Source organism: Lentilactobacillus parabuchneri DSM 5707 = NBRC 107865, from assembly GCF_001435315.1.
In the GTDB taxonomy this organism is placed as follows: domain Bacteria; phylum Bacillota; class Bacilli; order Lactobacillales; family Lactobacillaceae; genus Lentilactobacillus; species Lentilactobacillus parabuchneri.
In genome coordinates this window covers 18,992-38,832 of the sequence record NZ_AZGK01000011.1, presented here as the reverse complement: position 1 = coordinate 38,832, position 19,841 = coordinate 18,992, and the positions used below count along the sequence as shown (strand labels likewise).

Genomic DNA, 19,841 nt, shown 5'->3' with positions numbered 1-19,841 from the left:
TGTGGCCGCGTGCAATCAATCTGTATAATTAAAATATTCAATCATATTAGGAGGAAGTCCGTTGAGCAAAACCATTGTTGAATTAAAAAACGTCTATAAAAAATATGACGACGGCTTTACCGCTCTTAAAAACATCAGCTTCACATTACAGGAAGGCGAATTTTACACCCTGCTTGGCCCTTCCGGCTGCGGGAAAACAACCATCCTCCAATCTATCGCCGGCTTCACGGAAGTCACGTCCGGCCAAGTCTTGTTTGACGGCAAGAAAATTAACGACATTCCAGCCAACAAACGACCGCTGAACACGGTGTTTCAAGACTACGCCCTCTTTCCAAACATGAACGTCTTCGATAACGTCGCCTTTGGCTTGGTTGTTCAAAATGTCAGCAAAGACGAGATTGAGACACGGGTTCACGCTGCGCTTCAAATGGTTCAGCTCGAACAATACGTTAACCGGGAAATTAGCGAGCTTTCTGGTGGCCAGCAGCAGCGAATTGCGATTGCCAGGGCAATTGTTAACCAGCCAAAGGTTTTGCTCTTAGACGAGCCTTTATCGGCCTTAGACGCCAAGTTACGTAAGGACATGCAATACGAATTACGTGAGCTCCAGCAAAACCTCGGGATCACCTTTTTATTTGTGACTCATGATCAAGAAGAAGCCCTGGCCATGAGTGACGAGATCTTCGTCATGAACAAGGGTGAAATCCTCCAAAAGGGGTCGCCCGTCGATATTTACGATGAGCCAATTAACCACTTCGTTGCTGACTTCATTGGTGAAAGTAACATCATCCCCGGCAAAATGGTCGCCGATTACCAAGTCGCCTTTTTGGGGCACCAATTTGAATGTGCCGATGCCGGTATGAAGCCCAACGAACCCGTTGAAGTCGTTATCCGCCCCGAAGATTTGGTGATCACCACTCCGGAAAAGGGCAAACTTCAAGTTAAAGTTGATACTCAGTTGTTCCGTGGCGACTACTACGAAATTTTGGCTTACGATCAGGCTGGCAACGAATGGCTGATTCACTCCACCAACGCCAGCACCGATGACGCGATTGTCGGCTTGGCATTTGGCCCTAACGACATGCATATCATGCGTTACAACGAGACTGAAGCCAAGTTTAATCACCGGCTTGAAAGTTACGAAGAATAGGGGGAACGACGATGAAGAAGAATTTTCGCGCGTTGTTTTTCACGCCCTACATTTTATGGCTGGCCATGTTTGTCATCGCGCCGGTTGCCCTGATCTTCTATTATTCATTCTTTAACATTCATCACGAGTTTACGCTAGGGAACTATCAAGAATTTTTCACCTCTGGGACTTACCTGACGATGACCGCCAATTCAGTGCTTTACGCGTTTTTGATCACCCTGTTCGCCATTTTGATCAGCTACCCGATGGCATTGGTGATTAGCAAACTCAAACACCGCGATTTATGGATCCTTCTGGTGATTTTGCCCACTTGGATCAATTTACTGCTGAAAGCCTATGCCTTTATTGGGCTGTTGAGTCGTGACGGGCTGGTCAATTATTTATTTCAATTGGTCGGCATCCCCGCCCAGCACATGCTGTTCACCGACGCCAGCTTCATTTTGGTTGCCGCTTATATCCAAATTCCGTTTATGATTCTTCCCATCTATAATTCATTGACGGATATCAGCGATTCGTACATCCGTGCCAGTCGAGATTTGGGCGCTACTAAATGGCAAACGTTGACCAAGGTCATTATCCCCATGACGATGCCGGGAATCAAATCAGGCATCCAAATCGTCTTCATCCCTTCACTGTCGCTCTTCATGTTGTCGCGTTTGATCGGTGGTAACAAGGTTATCACCCTCGGAACTGCCGTTGAAGAGCATTTCTTAACCACGATGAACTGGGGCATGGGGTCCACAATTGGCGTGGTCTTAATTATTTCGATGGTCATTGTCATGCTTTTGACTAACACCAAGCGAAAAAGGAGGCGTGCATAATGGAAGAAAAGGCCTCCCGAACCGGTAAAATTTATATCACGATTGTGTTTTTGCTATTGTATATTCCAATCGTTTATTTGATCCTTTATTCATTCAGTAAGGGAACCACCATGACCAATTTTCAAGGCTTTTCACTGAAGCATTACGGCGAATTGTTTAACGACAAACGGATGCTGGCGATCTTCTTGAATACCATCTTGATTGCCCTTCTCTCATCGGTTTGCTCGACCATCGTCGGAACTATGGGTGCCTTAGCGGTCCACAACGCAAAACGCCGCCATGAACGAGAGACGTTACTCTCCCTTAACAGCATTCTATTGGTTTCCCCCGATGTTATCATCGGTGCCAGCTTTCTGATTTTCTTTACCGCACTCAAATTACCACTGGGATTCTGGTCGGTTTTGTTGAGTCACATCGCCTTTGAAATTCCGATTGTGTTATTGCTGGTCTTACCCAGATTGGATGACATGAGTCCTTCAATGACCAACGCGGCAATGGACCTCGGCGCCAGTCCGTCGCAGATTCTCAGTAAAATTATCCTGCCTTACATCCAACCGGGCATTATTGCCGGCTTTTTCATGGCAATCACCTACTCGTTGGACGATTTCGCCGTCACCTTCTTTGTGACCGGCAATGGCTTTACGACGCTGTCAGTTGAAATTTACTCACGCGCCCGCCAGGGAATTAGTTTGGAAATCAACGCGTTAGCCGGCATCATGTTCATCTTCTCGCTGATTTTGGTCGGGGTATATTACCTGATTGAAACCCACAACACGGGGACTGGCGGCAAGAAGAACATTGTGGAGGTGACTGACCGATGAAAAAATTTATCGCAGCTTTAGTCGCTATTTTGGCCTTGTGTGCCGGTCTGGCTTATGGAAGCAATCAACTCACCAAATCTACCGGGGATACCGGCAACAAGGTCCTCAACCTCTACAATTGGGGGGATTACATCGACCCATCCCTTTTGACGAAGTTCCAAAAAGAAACTGGTTATCACGTTAACGTCGAAACCTTCGACAGCAACGAGGCAATGTATACCAAGATCAAGCAGGGCGGCACCAGCTATGATTTGACGGTTCCCAGTGACTACATGGTTGAAAAAATGAAGGCCGATCACATGTTGATTCCACTGGATAAATCACGGTTAACCGGCATGAACAATTATGGTCAATCATTTCTAAACAAAAGTTTTGATCCGCATAATAAATACTCAATTCCTTATTTTTGGGGAACTTTAGGCATTATTTATAATGACCAATTTGTTAAGCCGGGATCCTTGGCGCACTGGAATCAACTGTGGGACAAGAAATACCGCAACGATATTATGCTGATTGATTCGGCTCGAGATATTTTGGGATTCTCACTGATTTCAATCGGTCAATCCGTGAACACCACCAACTCAGCTGAACTCATTAAGGCTAAGAATAAGCTCAATCGCCTGTCGCCAAACGTTAAGGCCGTGGTTGCCGACGAAATCAAGATGTATATGGCAGAAGGAGAAGCCCCCATCGCCGTTGATTGGTCGGGTGAAGCATCGGAAATGATGTCTCAAAATTCTCATTTGCACTACGTCGTCCCGACTGAAGGCAGTAACATGTGGTTCGATAATTTGGTCATCCCAAAGACGGCCAAACATTTCAAAGCAATCTACGCGTTCTTGAATTTTATGAATAAGCCGGAAAACGCTGCCCAAAATGCGGAATACATTGGTTATTCGACCCCGAATACACACGCGTTGCGACTTTTACCGAAGTCAATCCGAAATGACCGACAGTTCTACCCGACTCAACAAGTCATTGACCGGCTGCAGGTGTACAGTAATTTAAGTCCGGAAAAGGTTCAGGAGTATAATGATTTGTATTTGGAATTCAAAATGCATCATTAGGCGTTACGCATTCTTAATTGGTCTTTATCCCTAAAATGCATTAAACTGATAATGAGGTGAATATAACAATGGCAAAGAAAAACATGCGACAAGAAATCATCATCGATATGGACGAATTTATCGTCACATACGCAGCAACCCTCTTGGATCCGAATCAGAATCTCTCCGAGTTGGTTTATAACACAGCAAAAGAAGATATCACAAAGTGGGACGACTTGTTCCACGATCAAGGATTTGGTCGAAAAAATAAATTTGTTAACATTGGCAGAGGCTATCTAAGAGATGCCTTAAACTTGGACGCGGAAGAAGCGGAAAAGCAAGGCGACCAGTTGGCTCAAGAAGCAATCGAGTACTTGGGAAAGCACACGGACTTCTTTGAAAGATGGAGAACGGATTAGAGTGCGACGAGACCCGGGAGACGCGGTTTCTAAGTGTACTTTGACCAAATCCCTGTTTTCGGGATTTGGTTAAAGTACACTTAGAAATTAGCGTCTGTGTCGTCGCCAAGTAGGCCAGACGCTGCACTTCGTTTGCGGTCGTCGGAGCATGTTTTCTAGGTAAAAAGGACCTTGAACACGACAAGACCCGGGTGAGCCCGGAACAAAAAACAAGCCATTATCCAGAGAAAGCATTCCCTGGATAATGGCTTATTTTTGCACTTCTTGCGAGCACATCTTACCTACTTTTTGTAAGTTTGCGTGATAATAGAATTATTGAAACCTATGTCTATTTCAGAAAGAAGGGACAAAAATGAACAATCCGTCTTCCCAATCTACCACTCAAAAAAACGGCTGGTGGATTCTCGTATCCATTGGCATGTTTGCCTTCATGTCAAATCTGGATTCCAGCATTGTCAACATTGCCATGCCAATTATGGCCAAACAACTGAACGTGCCAATGAACCAAATCGAATGGGTCGTGTCTTCATACCTGATTGTGCTCACATCGTTATTGCTATTATTTGGTAAATTAGGTGATATCTACGGTAAGATCAAGGTCTTTCGGATTGGCACCATCGTCTTTTTACTTGGCTCATTTTTGTCTGGACTGCAGATTAATTTCCCGTTTCTTTTGGTTGGCCGCTTTATCCAAGGGACTGGCGCTGCGATGACACTTTCCAACACCTACGGGATCACCACTTCAACCTTTGGCATTAAAGAGCGTGGCCGGGCCATGGGATTTGTCGGTACATTTGTCGCGCTGGGGGCGATCGCCGGTCCCGGACTTGGTGGGTTGATTTTATCACGTTTATCCTGGGGATATATCTTCTGGGTCAACCTGCCAATTGGCATTATTGCCGTCATCCTGGGCGCAATTGTCATGCCAAAAGCTTATCAAACTGTCCCTGGAACCATCGACTGGCAAGGATTTGCCAGCTTTGCGTTGACAATTGTCGGGATCTTCTTGGGCGTTTTCATCGGCCAAGAAATTGGGTATGGCAAACCAGTGCCACTGATTTTATTTGCCATTGGGCTTGTGGCGCTATGGGAGTTCTTCCGCATTGAAAAACGAGCTCAAAACCCGTTGATGCCGCTTTCCCTGTTTAAAATCAAACCCTTTACCTTTGGCCTTGGTGCCGCCGTATTAATCTTTTTATCAAACTTTTTTACGGTGGTCATCATCCCCTTCTACCTCGAAGATGCATTGAAACTGAGTGCTGGACAAGCTGGGGCACTTTTAATTATTTTCCCAGTCATCATGGTTTTTGCCGGCCCGTTTGGTGGTTGGTTGGCCGATCATTTTTCACCAGCCCGTGTCGCCACCGTTGGCCTGTTAATCGTGGCGATCGCCCAAACGCTCTATATCTTCTTAACGCTACCCAGCCCAATCTGGGTGTACGTGATCATCACCATCATTATGGCGGTTGGTACCGGCCTGTTTCAGTCGCCAAATAGCGATATTGTCATGTCAGTCGTGCCTAAGGACTCTCTCGGAAGTGCCGGCAGCTTAAATGCGCTGGCTCGAAACGTCGGCATGATTTCAGGAACTGCCCTTTCCACCAGCGCCCTGTTCATCGCGATGAGTGTTAAAGCAGGCTTTCACGTGACCAATTATTTGCCCGCCCAACCAGAAGTCTTCATCTTTGGGATGCACGTCGCTTTTGCGGTATCGCTGATCATTATCATCGGTGCTTGGATACTGTCGATCATGCAGGGCCGGGCAGTTAAGCCGGGTGATTTGAAGTAATTTTTGTTAAAAATATGAGGCTGGAACAAAAGTATCAACTTTTGACCCAGCCTCTTGTTTAGCGATTTTATACTATCTAGCTGAAACGTGCGGCAATCGGCTGATCCCGGCCATTTAAGCCCATCAATCAATCATTCCAAAACCAGGAATAATCGCTTGATGGGCTTAAATTCTGGGATCAAAACGCCTCTTGTCTCACTCTCATTTTTACAATTATTTAATTGTCGTTGCTTTTCCTTTTTTCCGTCGGTACTCAATTCTTCCCAACTTGATAATCTCGGTAACCACCAGCACAATAAACCCTGCAATGGTTGGCACAACCCAGCCATAGAAGAAGTTGATGCTGCCAGTGTGGAAGACATCCTGCATAAACGGAATGTAGAACATTGCTGCCTGCAAGACAAGCAAAATCCCAATGATGATAAACGCCATCTTATTTTCAAAAAAGTGTTTGGAAATAATTGGGTAGGAATTTCGAATGTTGAACAAGTAGAAAATCTTTCCGAAGATAATGATATTAACCGCCATAGTACTTCCAAGAACTGCGGTCAAGACACCCGAATCAACAAACCGGTCAAAGGTGAAGATTCCAAGCGCAGCGATCAGGATGGATACGTACGTGATTTCAAAGACATCCATCTTACCTAAGATCCCTTTTCTAACGTCCCGTGGACCACGAATCATAATTGATTCTTCGGCCGGTTCAAAGATAAACGCAAACTGAATGGTTAACGCTGAAACCGTGTTAATCCACAGCAACTGGGTTGGGAAGAGTGGTAATTCCTGGCCCATAATCATACTCAGCAAGACAACCAGCCCTTCAGCGAAACTAGTTGGCAAGAGGAACCGAATCGTCTTTTGAATATTATCAAAAACGTGTCGACCTTCAGCTACCGCGTCAACGATGGTTGTAAAGCTGTCATTCACCAGTACCATATCAGCTGCTTCCTTGGCAACCGCGGTTCCTTTGATTCCCATCGCAATTCCGATGTTGGCCTGCTTTAAGGCCGCGGCATCGTTAACCCCGTCACCAGTCATCGCAACGATCTTATGGTTCGCCTGTTGGGCCTTCACAATTCGCAGCTTGTTGGCTGGCGTCGTTCTTGCAAACACGTTATAACGACCAATGTTTTTAACCAACTCTTCATCAGACATTTCATCAACTTCGGGGCCGGTAATCGCATGAATGCTTTCATCCAGATCCAACTTACGAGCGATTGCGGTAGCCGTGTCGGGGTGATCTCCGGTAATCATGTTAACCTTCACACCTGCTCGACGCAGACTTTGAATCGATGGAATCACTTCTTCACGTGGTGGATCAATGATTCCAACAACCCCACTTAATTTGATGCCGTCAGCAATTTGGTCCTGATTAATTTCGGACACGTCAGCCGGGACTTCTTTGTAGCCCAAAGCCACAACCCGCAAACCTTGTTCGGTTAATTCTGCGACTCGGGCATACCAAGTCTTGTCGTCAAACGCCGGATTGGTTTGTTTGGCCATATCAAAGATGGTTCCTGGCGCACCCTTAACCATCAACTCATTATGGCCGGCTTCTTTAATCAACCGGGCACTATACCGATAGGCCGAATCAAATGGTAAGGTATCGACCTCATCGACTTCAGGTTCGCGCCCAATCAGCTTATGAAACAAAGTGGTGAGCGCGCCATCAGTTGGCTCACCGTTTAACTGCCATTCACCGTCGGTTTGGACGAGCTCAGCATCAGTGGTGGTCCCGGCAATATCCACCAGGTCACGGAAATGTTGGTCGTTTTGCCAATCATACTTCTGGCCATCCAGCAACACATCCCCATCAACACCTTTATCGCCGTCCACAAAACCAATTCCAGTAACTTGGTAATGATGTTCGTCAGTGATGACGTCTGTGACGGTCATTTCATTTTTGGTTAAGGTTCCTGTCTTGTCGGTATCAACAATGTCCACGGCTCCCAGTGTTTCAACCGCTGGCAGAGTCTTGACGATCGCGCCCTTCTTGGTCATGACTTGAACACCACGCGCCAGAACCACCGATGTTGAAGCCGGCAGTCCTTCAGGAATAGACCCCACCACCATTGTGATAATCGCAATCGTTAAGGTTGGTAGGCTGTAGATCTTGGTATACAAGCCCAGGACAAACAGTAAAATCGCAATCGCCACGATAAACAGTGATAAGTTAACCCCCAATTTATTGAGGTTCTTCATCAACGGCGTGACTTGAGATTTAACCTCGGCCACACTCTGTTGAATTTGACCAATTTGCGTCTCTTCACCAGTTGCAATAACGATTCCAACACCAGAACCTTGGGTAATGGCAGTTGAGGCAAACGCCATGTTGGAACGTTCAGCAAGCGGAACTGAATCCTTGTCGATCGGATCTTCCGTCTTCTCGACCGAATTACTTTCACCGGTCAGCGTCGACTCTTGGGCCCTCATATTATCCGCAGAAATGAGTCTTAAATCGGCTGGTACGGCATCTCCCGCTTCCAAATTAACCAAGTCACCAACGACTAATTCGCGGGCGGGCACTTCAATCTTGTGCCCATCACGGATAACGTAGTTTTGACTAACCAATAACTCCTTGATTTTGCTTAATGCATTGTCAGCCTGCATTTCTTGGAAAAATCCAATAAATGCGTTGGCAATAATAACGATCCCAATAACCGCTGAGTCTGAATAATGGTGCATAAACAGCGTAATGACGGCAGCAGCAATCAAGATGTAAATGATGCTGTTGTTAAACTGAAGTAAAAACTGCAGCAGCTTGCTCTTCTTTTTGGCCGTTAATTCATTGTAGCCATCTTGAGCCAATCGTTTCGCTGCCTCTTGTTCACTTATCCCATCTTCCGCGTCGGTGTGGTACTTCTTCACCAACTCATCAGTACTGCTTTGCCACAACTTTTGATCGGGAGGAACCTCGTTCATATTGTCTGCCATTAAATGTATCACCTTTCCTTTTATGAAAATAAGATTGTTGTTAAGAATATTATAATATAATTCGCTTACTTTTTGGTAAACAAAAAACCTTGGATGACGAATTTAATATTTGTCACAAAAATGGACCACCAAAAAAATGACCAATCGTCTTCATTATTTTACGATTGTCCAGTCGTTAATTGATTTTCCAGCCTCATCCTTTAATACCAGCCAGCCGTTGATGCCACCAAAGTACAAGAAGAGGCCAACCTCGTTGACGCTCTTTAACACAATGTCTCGGGTTGTCACGAAGTCCTGAATATCATCCGCATGTTCAGAACGCAACCTTTCAGCAAATTTTGCCGAAAAGCCTAATGAGCCGTCTTTGTTCAACTCGGGCTTGGGTTTCAACCTTGCACCCGCCTTGACCAGCATTTCATTTCGCTTTTGCCAATAAACAGTTGCCGTGGCGCCATCGTGATCAACGCTAAACGCGATTTGACTCACTTGTTTGGAAAAGCGGTGACGGGGTTTGCCACTGTGTTTGGGGGCTTGTAAAAACGCCAATCGAAATCCCAATCCAGTTAAGATTTTTAGCACCAGATCCCGGAAATCCTCAACAGTCGCCCGCTGGTTGGTCGGAATTTTAATTGTGGGCGCTTCGCCCTTCAGTAAGCCGTTTGCCACCGCATACTCGGTTAAGCTTTTATCCAAGTAATCAGCCTCCAAGTCCCAGTCAGGCTTGATTGTGATGACCTGGTCATGGTCAATTTGACTGGTTTCTGTAGACACCGCAGCTAATTGACCGGCTTTTAAAAACAATTGGACGCCACGTCCTGATTTATCAGGCTCATTTCCAATCACGATCACCCCTTGCTGATTCGGCAGGTGAATGGTCGTCGTTTCCTGATTGATTTCAACGTCAAACTTCATGTTGTTTACCCCTTCAGATATTATTATTTAACCCATCATATCATTAATCCACGAAAAAAAGCCCATCACTCCTCATTTTTAAGGCGTCATGAACTTATTTTCAATCGAAGAAGAATGGTGCTTATTCAGTTGTAAGCTTGTTGGTTAAATTGCCTGACCACTTCCAATTTTGAACTTCTGGAATATCAGTGCCGTATTGACGAATGTAATCGTGGTGCTTTTGGAGCATCGCGTCCATTTTGGCTTCAAAGTCATCGGCTTGATCCGCAAATGAGGTTCTGGAAATCGCGTCTTTTGCTAAGTGATAACGGTCCAGTTCGTTTAGAACCCGCATATCAAATGGTGTTGTGATATCCCCATTTTCGCGGTAACCGTGGAAGCTGATGTTGTGATTATGACGGTTATAAACCAACCCACGGAAGGTGTTTTCAAAGCCATGGAAGGCAAAGATTACCGGCTTGTCGGTCGTGAAATAACGGTCGAATTCCGCTTGGGTCAACCCGCGGCTGTCTTGGTCTTCATTACTTGGGCGCAAGCGCAGAATATCAATGACGTTGATAAATCGTACCTTCAGCTTGGGAAAGGCCTCGTGAAGCAGGTCGATTGCGGCCAAGCTTTCCATGGTCGCTTCGGTACCGGCAGTCGCAAAGATCACGTCCGGGTCACCCTCGTCATTTGACGCCCAAGGAATAATGCCTAAGCCCTTGTTCACCAAAGAAGTGGCTTCATCCATTGAGAACCATTGTGGCCGTGGGTGTTTGGAAGCGACAATCAAGTTGATTTTCTCGCGTGTTTGAAGCGCGGTATTCATCACTGCCAACAATGAATTGGCGTCTGCTGGGACGTATTCATTCACAAGTTCGTGACCCTTTTCTGCCAGATGTCCAAGCATCCCTGGATCTTGATGCGTATAGCCGTTATGATCCTGTTGGAAAGCGTGGGAAACGTTCATAATGTTCAATGACGGGTAGTCATGACGCCATGACTGTTCAGATGCCTTTCTCAGCCATTTATAATGCTGTGTGAGCATTGAGTCAATCACCCGGGTAAATGCTTCATATGAGGCAAAGAACCCGTGACGGCCACTTAAGATGTATCCTTCAAGCCAGCCTTCTGCCTGGTGTTCAGAAAGCTGTGAGTCAATCACACGGCCAACTGGAGCCATATTTTCATCATTTGGACTTTTAATGGGTTCTTCCCATTGGCGTTTGCCGTAATCCAACATTGAGAAAAACTTGTTGGATTTGGTTTCATCGGGGCCAAAAGCTCTAAATGAGTTGGCATTGCGCTTCATGATTTCAGTATAGAAGTTCGACAAAATTTCGGTATCTTGAGCTTCTGTATCACCAGGCTTATCAATCTTTAAGGCAAAGTCCTTTGGATCCGGCATATCCAATTTCTTCGGGTTAATCCCACCATTTACGATTGGGTTCATCGCCATTCGTTGATTGCCCTTTGGTGCCATTGATTTGATTTCGGCTTTAATTGATCCATTAGGATTAAACAGTTTTTCTGGTTGATATGACTTCAACCAATTAATCAATAAGTCTTTGTGGTCCATTTGGCCGGCACTGACAGGAATTGGTACCTGGTGAGCACGGAATGAACCGGCAATTGGGTTGCCATCCAAATCAAACTTCGGACCTGTCCAGCCTTTTGGCGAACGCAGTACCAGCATTGGCCATTGCGGCAGGGTGTCATCGTTATTATCACGGGCATGTTTTTGAATCTGCTTGATTTCGGTTACGATCGCGTCCATCGTTTTGGCCATTTCATGGTGAACTCGGGAATAGTCGTCAGGTTCGCCGTTGGTTTCGACAAAGTAAGGCTTCCAGCCCATCCCTTCAAAGTAGTTCGTCAAGTCCGCATCGCTCATCCGAGATAGGATAGTTGGATTTGAGATCTTAAAACCGTTCAAATTCAGCATTGGCAAAATGGCCCCATCGTGAATTGGATTGATGAATTTATTTGAGAACCATGACGCAGCCAAGGGACCTGTTTCGGCTTCACCATCCCCAATTTCAATTGCGGCAATCACATCGGGGTTGTCTAAAATAGCGCCGGTTCCATGCGCGATTGAGTACCCCAACTCGCCACCTTCATGCATTGAACCAGGAGTCTCTGGAGCGGCATGGGAAGCAACGCCGCCTGGGAATGAAAATTGTTTGAAAAGGCGTTGAAGTCCAGTCTCATTTTGGGCAATCTTTGGATAGATTTCACTGTAGCTGCCGTCAATGTATGAGTTGGATACCATGACTTGACCACCGTGGCCGGAACCTTCAATGTAGAACATGTTCAGGTTGTACTTCTTGATGACCCGGTTTAAATGGGCGTACATAAAGTTTTGTGAAGCAATCGTACCCCAGTGGCCGATTGGCTTAACCTTCACGTCGTCGGCAACCAAATCACGTTTGAGTAACGGGTTGTCCCGCAGGAATAATTGTCCCACGGATAAGTAGTTGGCGGTGTTCCAGTACAAGTTGACCTTTTGCAGATATTCATCGGAATCGAAGTTCGTCATATTCATAACCTCCTGAGTTTTCAGTAAGCAAACACCAATTTAATTATTGGACCGGTCCAAATTTAAATTACAACCATATTGTATGCCTAACTAGTTGGTATTTCAATGATTTAAGCATTCAGAAAATTTATTTTAATATAGATAAAATTTATATTAATAAGTATTTTTATAGACATTATCTTGTTATTCCTAACTTTTGGCGCACATTTGTCCGCTACATAACATTCAAAATTCAAAGGGGCTGTTGGCAAAATATTACTTTTGCGACAGCCCCTCGTTTTTCCTTATGCTTTTAAATTACCTAGCCAAATTGTAGACTATCAAGCAGCTTCCGGCCGTATAAGTCACACTAATAATGCTTATACCTCCGAAAATGCAGGTACCTGGCTAAAAAATACGCCAAATCGCACAGCCACGTTTCCAATCGTTTCATGATTCATCCTCCAAGACATACATCACCCGCTCGAGTTCGCCCAAGGCATCACCCGGATTTTGCCACTGAAAGTCATATCCCAGTGACAGGTTTCGGTAACGGATGCCGTTTTCGACCACGTTATTTGGCATATGGGAATGCCCGCTTAATGACAATTTAACGTGATTTTGCTCAAACACCCGTCGATACCGGTCACTTCCCAGCTGATACAAAAAGCGATCGTACAGTGGAATCGGCATCTGTCGGGTCAGCTTCTTGGTTGGTAGCATGTGACTGACAACGAGCAGCTGCTTGTTCGTCAGGTCCAACTGGTTAATCTGATGCTGCCAGGAAAAAATTTGCCTGGTCACCCAGTTGCGATCACGGCGATAACTGATTTGATTGCCGTTGATATACATCTGATCGGGCCAAACGTGTTTGGCAATCACATTGTCGGCATACCGTGGCCCCTTGTCTTCAGAGAAATGATTGGCAAAGGTGTAATCATACCAGCCGTTAATGCCCGTAATGAACCAGTGAGCCGTTTCAATCGGATGCCGGGTCAGGGATGTCGGCAACTGATCCAGCTTCGCATAAGTTGCGCGAGAAGTTTGTTGAATTTCAGCGACTGATTTTTCGCGGGGATGATCCACGTAAAGGTCGTGATTACCAATCAGCGTCCGAAAAGGGACTGACAAAGCCGCAGCGAGCCAGTCATAAAATGCCAAGTTTCGCTGGAGCCCGTTGGCGGAATCGCCCATTAAAACAAGTTCATCCAAGTGCTTGTCATAAACCAACTGCTCAAGAACCGCCGTAAAGTCATACTGACGGTTAAAATCGATATGTAAGTCTGACACAAATCCAATCCGCATGATTACCTCCTGGTGGTCACTTTTCTATATCTTAACGCGCTTTGAAATCAGTTGTTTCAAAAAATAAAGATCTTTGAAAAGTCGTAATTAATATATAGCGTGCAAAAATCAACTTGATTGATACGTATTTTTATACGTGCTATATTTAAAACACACCAAGGAGGTATGGTGGATGGACTCCAGAACCATCATCCAGATGTTAAAACATGATGGGTGGTACAAAGTTAGAATCCATGGGGACCATTGGCATTTTAAACACCCTCAAAAGCTGGGGATTGTAACTGTGCCACATCCTCGTAAAGATATTCCAAAAGGAACGTACAATAGCATTCTAAAACAAGCGGGGCTCAAATAACCGTGCGTTTAACAAATCAATGGAGGTTATCACCAATGAAATATTTGTATTATGCTTTATTCAAAAAGCAATCAGATGACAAAATTGAAGTTACATTCCCTGACTTAGCCCCCCACGCAGCAACATATGGAACAACGATGTCAGATGCCCTTCATATGGCTCATGATGCCTTGGAAGGCTACTTATTAGTTGTTGAGGATTTACACGAGAAGCTGCCTAAGGCTTCAAGTCCAGAATCATTAACACATGATACAAGCCAGCTGATCATTCCTATCGAGGTCGACACAACGTTGGCACGGGAACGTGAAGACAATGTAAGTATCAAAAAGACGTTAACAATTCCAAAATATTTAAATGATTTAGGCAAGCAAAAAAGCATCAATTTCTCTGCCACACTCACGGATGCCTTAAAGCACAAGCTCAATATTTTATAACCATTATGATCATTCAAATTTAAAACCGGAAAGCCAAAGGTCATCGAGGCTTTCCGGTTTCGTTTTATTTTAATATCAAAAAAGCCTATCGACCAGGCCGACAGGCTCGAACATTATTTATATTATCCTACATATGGATTTTCCGGTACCCGAACCAAATCATCAGCGACCAGCCGCTCAGCAATTTGGACAGCGTTCCATGCAGCACCCTTCAAGAGGTTATCTGAAACAACCCACATGTTGAATGCACCTTCGTTTTCGTAGTCCGGACGAACTCGGCCAACAAACGTTTCGCGCTTGCCTTCTGCTTCAATCGACTGCGGATAGATTTGATGAGCCGTGTCATCTTGGAGAACAACCCCATCAGCATCGGCCATTGCAGTCTTGATTTGATCAGTTGTGGCAGTCTTGTCAGCAACTTCAAAGTAAACGGATTCGCCATGCGCGATTCGAATAGGGACCCGGACACAGGTTGCCGTCACCTTAATGTCCTTGGCATCCATGTCATCAAGCATAATCTTCTTGGTTTCATGGATCATCTTCCACTCTTCATGGGTGTAATAGCCGTCCGACTCAAACACGTCAATTTGTGGTAGTAGGTTGAAGGCCATTTGGTAGTGCTTCTTATCACCCTTGGTTGGCAGAATCTTTGGATCAGTGGGTTCTCCGTTCAAGACTTGTTGGGATTCTTCCATCAATTCATTGAGCGCAGATTGACCCGCACCGGAAACCGCTTGATAAGTTGAAACAATCACTTGCTTCAAGCCAAATTGCTTATAGATTGGTTCCAGACAGACCACCATTTGAATCGTTGAACAATTAGGGTTGGCAATAATGCCACGATGGTTGTAAAGAGCTTTTTCGTTCACTTCAGGAATGACCAACGGAACTTCTTTTTCCATCCGGTAAGCACTGGTGTTGTCGACACAGACTGCGCCTCGTTTAACGGCTTCCGGCAAAAATTTCTTCGAGGTCGACCCACCGGCCGAAGACAATACCAGGTCAATTCCGTTAAATGAATCCGGCGTGGTTTCTTCAACCGTGACATCTTGGCCACGGAATTGAAGGACTTTGCCGGCAGAACGGGCCGATGCCAACAATTTAACACTCTTCACTGGAATAGTTGACTGCTCCAATTGTTGAATCATGCGGGTTCCGACAGCACCAGTAGCACCTAAAATTGCAACGTTAAACTCTTTCATCCTCTTTAGTCTCCCTTTCGTTATTTCGCTAATTCAAGTAAATACGCGTTCATTCGATCCATTGCCAACTTGATATCCTCATCAGACGCCGCGTAAGACATCCGAATCCAGCCTTCACCACCGGGGCCAAATGCTGAACCTGGGGTAACCCCCACTTTAGCATTTTTCGCCAAGTCGGTCGCAAATTCGACTGATGTTTCGTCTATTGTATCAGGAATCTTAGCAAAAATGTAAAATGCACCCTCGGGAAGGACAATCTGCATCCCCATTTTCTCGAGTCGATCGGCAATGTAATCACGGCGTTTATGGTAAGCGGCCCGCATTGGGATTGGGTCGTCCAAGCCATTATTCAACGCTTCTGCTGCCGCGTATTGAGCCGGGTTGGAAGGAGCGGTGACCACAAATGCATGCATCTTTGAAGCATTAGTGACAAAGTCCTTTGGTGCGGCAATGTAACCAATACGATAACCGGTCATCGCGTGAGATTTTGATAACCCGTTAATCAAGATCGTCTGACCGGGCAGCATGGCGGCAATTGAGTGATGTGAAACGCCATAGGTTAGTTCACTATAAATTTCATCTGCCAGCACATACATCTTATGTTGGGAAATAATGTCAGCCAAGGCCTTCAATTGAGCTTCGGAATATTCAACTCCGGTCGGATTTGATGGGTAGTTCAAAATAATCGCTTTAACACTGTCCCCATTTTCATCCAAGGCTTTTTGGAGCTTTTCAGGTGTCAAGACAAAGCCATCGTTAGACGTGTCAATTGTGATCAGTTCGGCCCCGGCAACCTTGATGATTGGAAAATAAAGGGCAAATGCCGGTGTTGGCACAATTACTTTATCTCCGGGATTTAAAATTGAGGTTAAAGCTGAGAAAATCGCCTCAGTTGCACCAACCGTGACCACAATCTCTGAGTCGGGATCGTAATCGACACCGATTCGTTGCTTGAGGTAATGACTGATACCCGTCCGCAGTTCAGAAATTCCCTTTTGTGCCGAATAATGGGACTTGTTTTCCTGAATGCTTTTAATTGCGGCCTGTTTGGCGTGTTCCGGGACATCAAAGTCGGGCTCGCCAATCGTTAATTTGACGATTCCTGGAATTGACGAAATTTCTTGGTCGAACTCCCGAATTCCTGAGGGCCCAACTGCTTTCACGTTTTTATTGACAACTTCTGTCAACTTACTGTCTAACTGTGGCATATTTTCCTCCTGATGAATGAATTACATAATATTTTCTAATCCGACAATTAATTTGGTGGCCTTGGCTGCGGCTGGAACTGCCAGCTCAACGCCGCTCATAAATGAGCCGCGGTCAAACGAGTCCTGACGAATTGTCAACGCCTCACCCTGACTGCCAAAGAGCACTTGCTCGTGGGCAACATAGCCCGGCAATCGAACCGAGTGGATCTTAATACCGTGATAATCGCCGCCTCGGACACCCTTGAGCGTTTCTTCGGTTGCGGGTGCCTGTTGCTCACCACGAGCTTCATTAATCATTTTAGCGGTCGCCAGTGCGGTTCCCGATGGGGCGTCTAGTTTGTCGTCATGGTGCATCTCGATGATTTCAACCCCTGGCATATATTTGGCAGCCTCCTTGGCGAATTTCATCAATAGAACTGCTGAAATCCCAAAGTTAGGAGCTAAAATCCCGCCAACTTGCTTATCGTCAGCCAACTGCTTCAGCTGCTCGACTTGTTCATCGGTCATCCCTGAAGTGCCAATGACAGGATGAATGCCGTGTTCGATGGCGAATTTGGCGTTCTCAAACGCAGCACTGGGAACCGTAAAATCAATCCAGACATCGGCATCAGTCTTAATTTCATCCAGGCTGGCAAATAATTTAACCTGATCGCCCATCCCCATTCCCTGGAGATGCACGGTATCGATTCCAGGATTATAGGCGCCAACCAATTCAAAGTCATCATTTTTTTTGACCATCGAAACGGTCTTTTGACCCATTGACCCCATAAATCCGGCAACTAAAACTTTAATCATGAAGAAAACTCCCTTGTTTATCCAAAATAATGTGGCTTATCCAAATCAACTCGAAATTAGCTTCTAGCCATCTCAGTGCCATCAACGGGGATGTCAGCCAAATCGCTAACGCCCAAGCGTTGTGCCAAAATTGCTTTTTCATCGTCATTGAGTGACAAAATTGGTAAACGGCAATCGCCGGCGCCAAAGCCCTGAACATTTAAAATGGCCTTTACACATGATGGAGATGGGTACATGAACAGTGCTTGAATTTTTGGTGACAGGAATCGCATCAAATTACCTGCGGTTGTCACGTCACCTGATTCAATGGCATCGTACATCCGGCGCATTTCGCGACCATAGATGTGAGCGGCAACTGAGATGACACCATTGGCCCCAACTGTTTTGGCAGAAAGTGCCTGGGCATCTTCTCCGGTATAGACGTTGAAATCATCTGGTGTGTTTTGAACCAAATATTCCAAGTCATCGAGCGAGGTACACTGCTTTACACCAGCAATGTTTGAGTTGTGTGATAATTCAACAACCGTTTCATTAGCCATCGTGACGCCAGTTCGCCCAGGAATGTTGTACATAATCAACGGAATTGGTGACTGTTCGGCAACGGCGGTGAAGTGCGCAACCATTCCGCGTTGATTTGGTTTGTTATAGTATGGCACAACGACCAGCGCATAATCAATGCCGGGAATGTGGCCAACTTCAGCAGTTAACTGAGCGGTTTCAGCGGTATTGTTGCTACCGGTTCCGGCAATAATCGTGCCTCTTCCGTTTACGATTTGGGCAAATCGGGTGTACAATTCAATTTTTTCGTCGTGGCTCAACGTCGGTGTTTCACCCGTGGTCCCACCGATGACAAATCCGCGGCTGCCGGTGTCAATCAAATGGTTGGTTAGTTTTTCCAAACCGTCGAAGTTGATGCTGCCGTCTTCACTAAATGGGGTCACAATTGCTGTCATAATATCTGCGTTAATCATAAGAATCCCTACTTTCTTTTAATTGGTTTCATTTTTCATCCGGTATTCAAGAAACTTGGTAATCGATTCAACGCCCTTTTCAATTGAAGATTCCTTAGGATTGAAGGTCGCCGAGTGAAGCTGTGAATCATCATCAACTCCCAACCAAAACATGGTGCCGGGAATCTTTGATAATAGGTAACCAAAATCTTCGCCGGTCATTGCCGGTTCCGTTTCAACAAACTGCGTATCTGGATCCTGCTTGGCAAAATCGATGAATCGTTTGGTTAAGTCATCGTTATTTTCAACCGGCAGGTAACCACCCTGGTTAAAGTCAATGTTGACCTCGGCACCATAGCTGGTGGCAACGCCATTCGCAACCATCTTCAGCCGGCCGACGATGTGTTCGATCATCTTTTGCGTCAACCCGCGAATGGTGCCTTCGATGCGGGCGTTTCCGGCAATCACGTTTCTGATTGTCCCAGCTTCCAACTTACCAAAGGTGATCACACCACCCTCGATTGGATTGACGCTTCGAGAGACGATGGTTTGCACTTGGTCAATGAACTCAGCGGCGGCAACCACCATATCGTTGGCATTCTGCGGATAAGCCGCGTGGCCACTTTTGCCGATGAGATCAACGTTGACTTCTGTCGTTCCGGCAAACAGGGTTCCCATTCGACACCCAATCGCGCCAGCTGGTAAACCAGGGTTATCGTGGAGACCGTAAAACTCATCAGGTCGCCATTTCCCCTCAAAGACCCCCAGTTCGTAAGCAACCTTGCCGCCGTTTTCGCTCTCTTCAGCAGGTTGGAAGAAGAAAATTAAATTATCGCTGGGCTGATGCTCGCTAAACCAGCTGAGAACCCCCAACGCAACGGTCATATGAATATCATGACCACAAGCGTGCATGATTCCGGAAATCTTGGAGGAAAATGGCAACCCAGTCTGTTCGGTTACCGGCAATGCGTCAATATCGGTTCGATAACCGATCGTTCGCTGTGGATTGGCCCCGGCTACGTACACCAATAAGGCGGTTGGTAACTCTGGAATCTCCCTGACTTCAAGGTGGTCCTGATTCATTGATTGAATCGTTTCAAGCAGGTAGTCGTGGGTCTTAAACTCATGCATCGCCAACTCAGGATATTCATGCAAATGTCGGCGGATATGAATTAAATCTTCCTTATTAAGCAGAGTCAT

The 19,841-nt window shown here is 45.7% G+C and carries 17 protein-coding genes; 8 read left to right on the top strand and 9 right to left on the bottom strand.

Annotation, left to right across the window (positions count from 1 at the left end; translation table 11 throughout):
- Positions 1–61: 61 nt before the first annotated feature.
- The 6 genes from FC51_RS09360 to FC51_RS09335 all read left to right on the top strand — a co-directional run bounded on the left by FC51_RS09360 (position 62) and on the right by FC51_RS09335 (position 6,046).
- Positions 62–1,150, top strand: coding sequence for an ABC transporter ATP-binding protein (locus tag FC51_RS09360; protein ID WP_057910625.1), 1,089 nt, complete (start codon positions 62–64; stop codon positions 1,148–1,150).
- A gap of 11 nt (positions 1,151–1,161) precedes the next feature.
- Entirely contained in the window at positions 1,162–1,971 is an 810-nt protein-coding gene (locus tag FC51_RS09355; RefSeq protein ID WP_057910626.1) for an ABC transporter permease, read from the top strand.
- The gene (locus tag FC51_RS09350) at positions 1,971–2,792 is read left to right on the top strand and encodes an ABC transporter permease (RefSeq protein WP_057910627.1); all 822 of its coding nucleotides are present in this window, start codon (positions 1,971–1,973) and stop codon (positions 2,790–2,792) included. Before FC51_RS09355 ends, FC51_RS09350 begins: the two co-directional genes overlap by 1 nt.
- A complete protein-coding gene (locus FC51_RS09345) occupies positions 2,789–3,859 on the top strand; it encodes an ABC transporter substrate-binding protein (protein WP_057910628.1) in 1,071 nt (356 codons plus the stop codon). The genes FC51_RS09350 and FC51_RS09345 overlap by 4 nt, the downstream gene beginning before the upstream one ends.
- Positions 3,860–3,927: 68 nt before the next feature.
- On the top strand, positions 3,928–4,257 hold the full coding sequence (locus tag FC51_RS09340) for a hypothetical protein (RefSeq protein ID WP_057910629.1): 330 nt from the start codon (positions 3,928–3,930) through the stop codon (positions 4,255–4,257).
- A 352-nt stretch (positions 4,258–4,609) separates the two neighbouring features.
- On the top strand, positions 4,610–6,046 hold the full coding sequence (locus tag FC51_RS09335) for an MFS transporter (RefSeq protein ID WP_057910630.1): 1,437 nt from the start codon (positions 4,610–4,612) through the stop codon (positions 6,044–6,046).
- 213 nt (positions 6,047–6,259) lie between these two features.
- Here FC51_RS09335 and FC51_RS09330 read toward each other — a convergent pair whose 3' ends face one another.
- The 4 genes from FC51_RS09330 to FC51_RS09315 all read right to left on the bottom strand — a co-directional run bounded on the left by FC51_RS09330 (position 6,260) and on the right by FC51_RS09315 (position 13,697).
- On the bottom strand, positions 6,260–8,980 hold the full coding sequence (locus tag FC51_RS09330; protein WP_057911271.1) for an HAD-IC family P-type ATPase: 2,721 nt from the start codon (positions 8,978–8,980) through the stop codon (positions 6,260–6,262).
- Between the two features lie 153 nt (positions 8,981–9,133).
- Complete coding sequence (locus FC51_RS09325; RefSeq protein ID WP_057910632.1) at positions 9,134–9,892, bottom strand: hypothetical protein; 759 nt, start codon at positions 9,890–9,892, stop codon at positions 9,134–9,136.
- 121 nt (positions 9,893–10,013) lie between these two features.
- On the bottom strand, positions 10,014–12,413 hold the full coding sequence (locus FC51_RS09320; RefSeq protein ID WP_057910633.1) for a phosphoketolase family protein: 2,400 nt from the start codon (positions 12,411–12,413) through the stop codon (positions 10,014–10,016).
- Positions 12,414–12,842: 429 nt separating this feature from the next.
- Entirely contained in the window at positions 12,843–13,697 is an 855-nt protein-coding gene (locus FC51_RS09315) for a metallophosphoesterase (RefSeq protein WP_057910634.1), read from the bottom strand.
- Between the two features lie 172 nt (positions 13,698–13,869).
- Here FC51_RS09315 and FC51_RS09310 point away from each other — a divergent pair, with 172 nt between their 5' ends.
- A complete protein-coding gene (locus tag FC51_RS09310) occupies positions 13,870–14,052 on the top strand; it encodes a type II toxin-antitoxin system HicA family toxin (protein ID WP_057910635.1) in 183 nt (60 codons plus the stop codon).
- A 35-nt stretch (positions 14,053–14,087) separates the two neighbouring features.
- Positions 14,088–14,486: a type II toxin-antitoxin system HicB family antitoxin gene (locus FC51_RS09305; RefSeq protein ID WP_057910636.1), complete on the top strand. Its 399-nt coding sequence runs from the start codon at positions 14,088–14,090 to the stop codon at positions 14,484–14,486.
- A gap of 122 nt (positions 14,487–14,608) precedes the next feature.
- Here FC51_RS09305 and FC51_RS09300 read toward each other — a convergent pair whose 3' ends face one another.
- Genes FC51_RS09300 through FC51_RS09280 form a run of 5 tightly spaced genes read right to left on the bottom strand, consistent with a single transcriptional unit; the run spans position 14,609 to position 19,841 of the window.
- Positions 14,609–15,688 carry an aspartate-semialdehyde dehydrogenase gene (locus FC51_RS09300; protein ID WP_057910637.1) on the bottom strand — a complete coding sequence of 360 codons (1,080 nt, stop codon included), beginning with the start codon at positions 15,686–15,688 and terminating at the stop codon, positions 14,609–14,611.
- A gap of 20 nt (positions 15,689–15,708) precedes the next feature.
- Positions 15,709–16,896, bottom strand: a complete 1,188-nt coding sequence (locus FC51_RS09295) for an aminotransferase class I/II-fold pyridoxal phosphate-dependent enzyme (protein WP_057910638.1) — start codon at positions 16,894–16,896, stop codon at positions 15,709–15,711.
- Between the two features lie 21 nt (positions 16,897–16,917).
- The gene (dapB, locus tag FC51_RS09290; protein WP_057910639.1) at positions 16,918–17,691 is read right to left on the bottom strand and encodes a 4-hydroxy-tetrahydrodipicolinate reductase; all 774 of its coding nucleotides are present in this window, start codon (positions 17,689–17,691) and stop codon (positions 16,918–16,920) included.
- A 56-nt stretch (positions 17,692–17,747) separates the two neighbouring features.
- On the bottom strand, positions 17,748–18,662 hold the full coding sequence (dapA, locus tag FC51_RS09285; RefSeq protein WP_057910640.1) for a 4-hydroxy-tetrahydrodipicolinate synthase: 915 nt from the start codon (positions 18,660–18,662) through the stop codon (positions 17,748–17,750).
- 18 nt (positions 18,663–18,680) lie between these two features.
- Positions 18,681–19,841 carry an N-acetyldiaminopimelate deacetylase gene (locus tag FC51_RS09280; protein WP_057910641.1) on the bottom strand — a complete coding sequence of 387 codons (1,161 nt, stop codon included), beginning with the start codon at positions 19,839–19,841 and terminating at the stop codon, positions 18,681–18,683.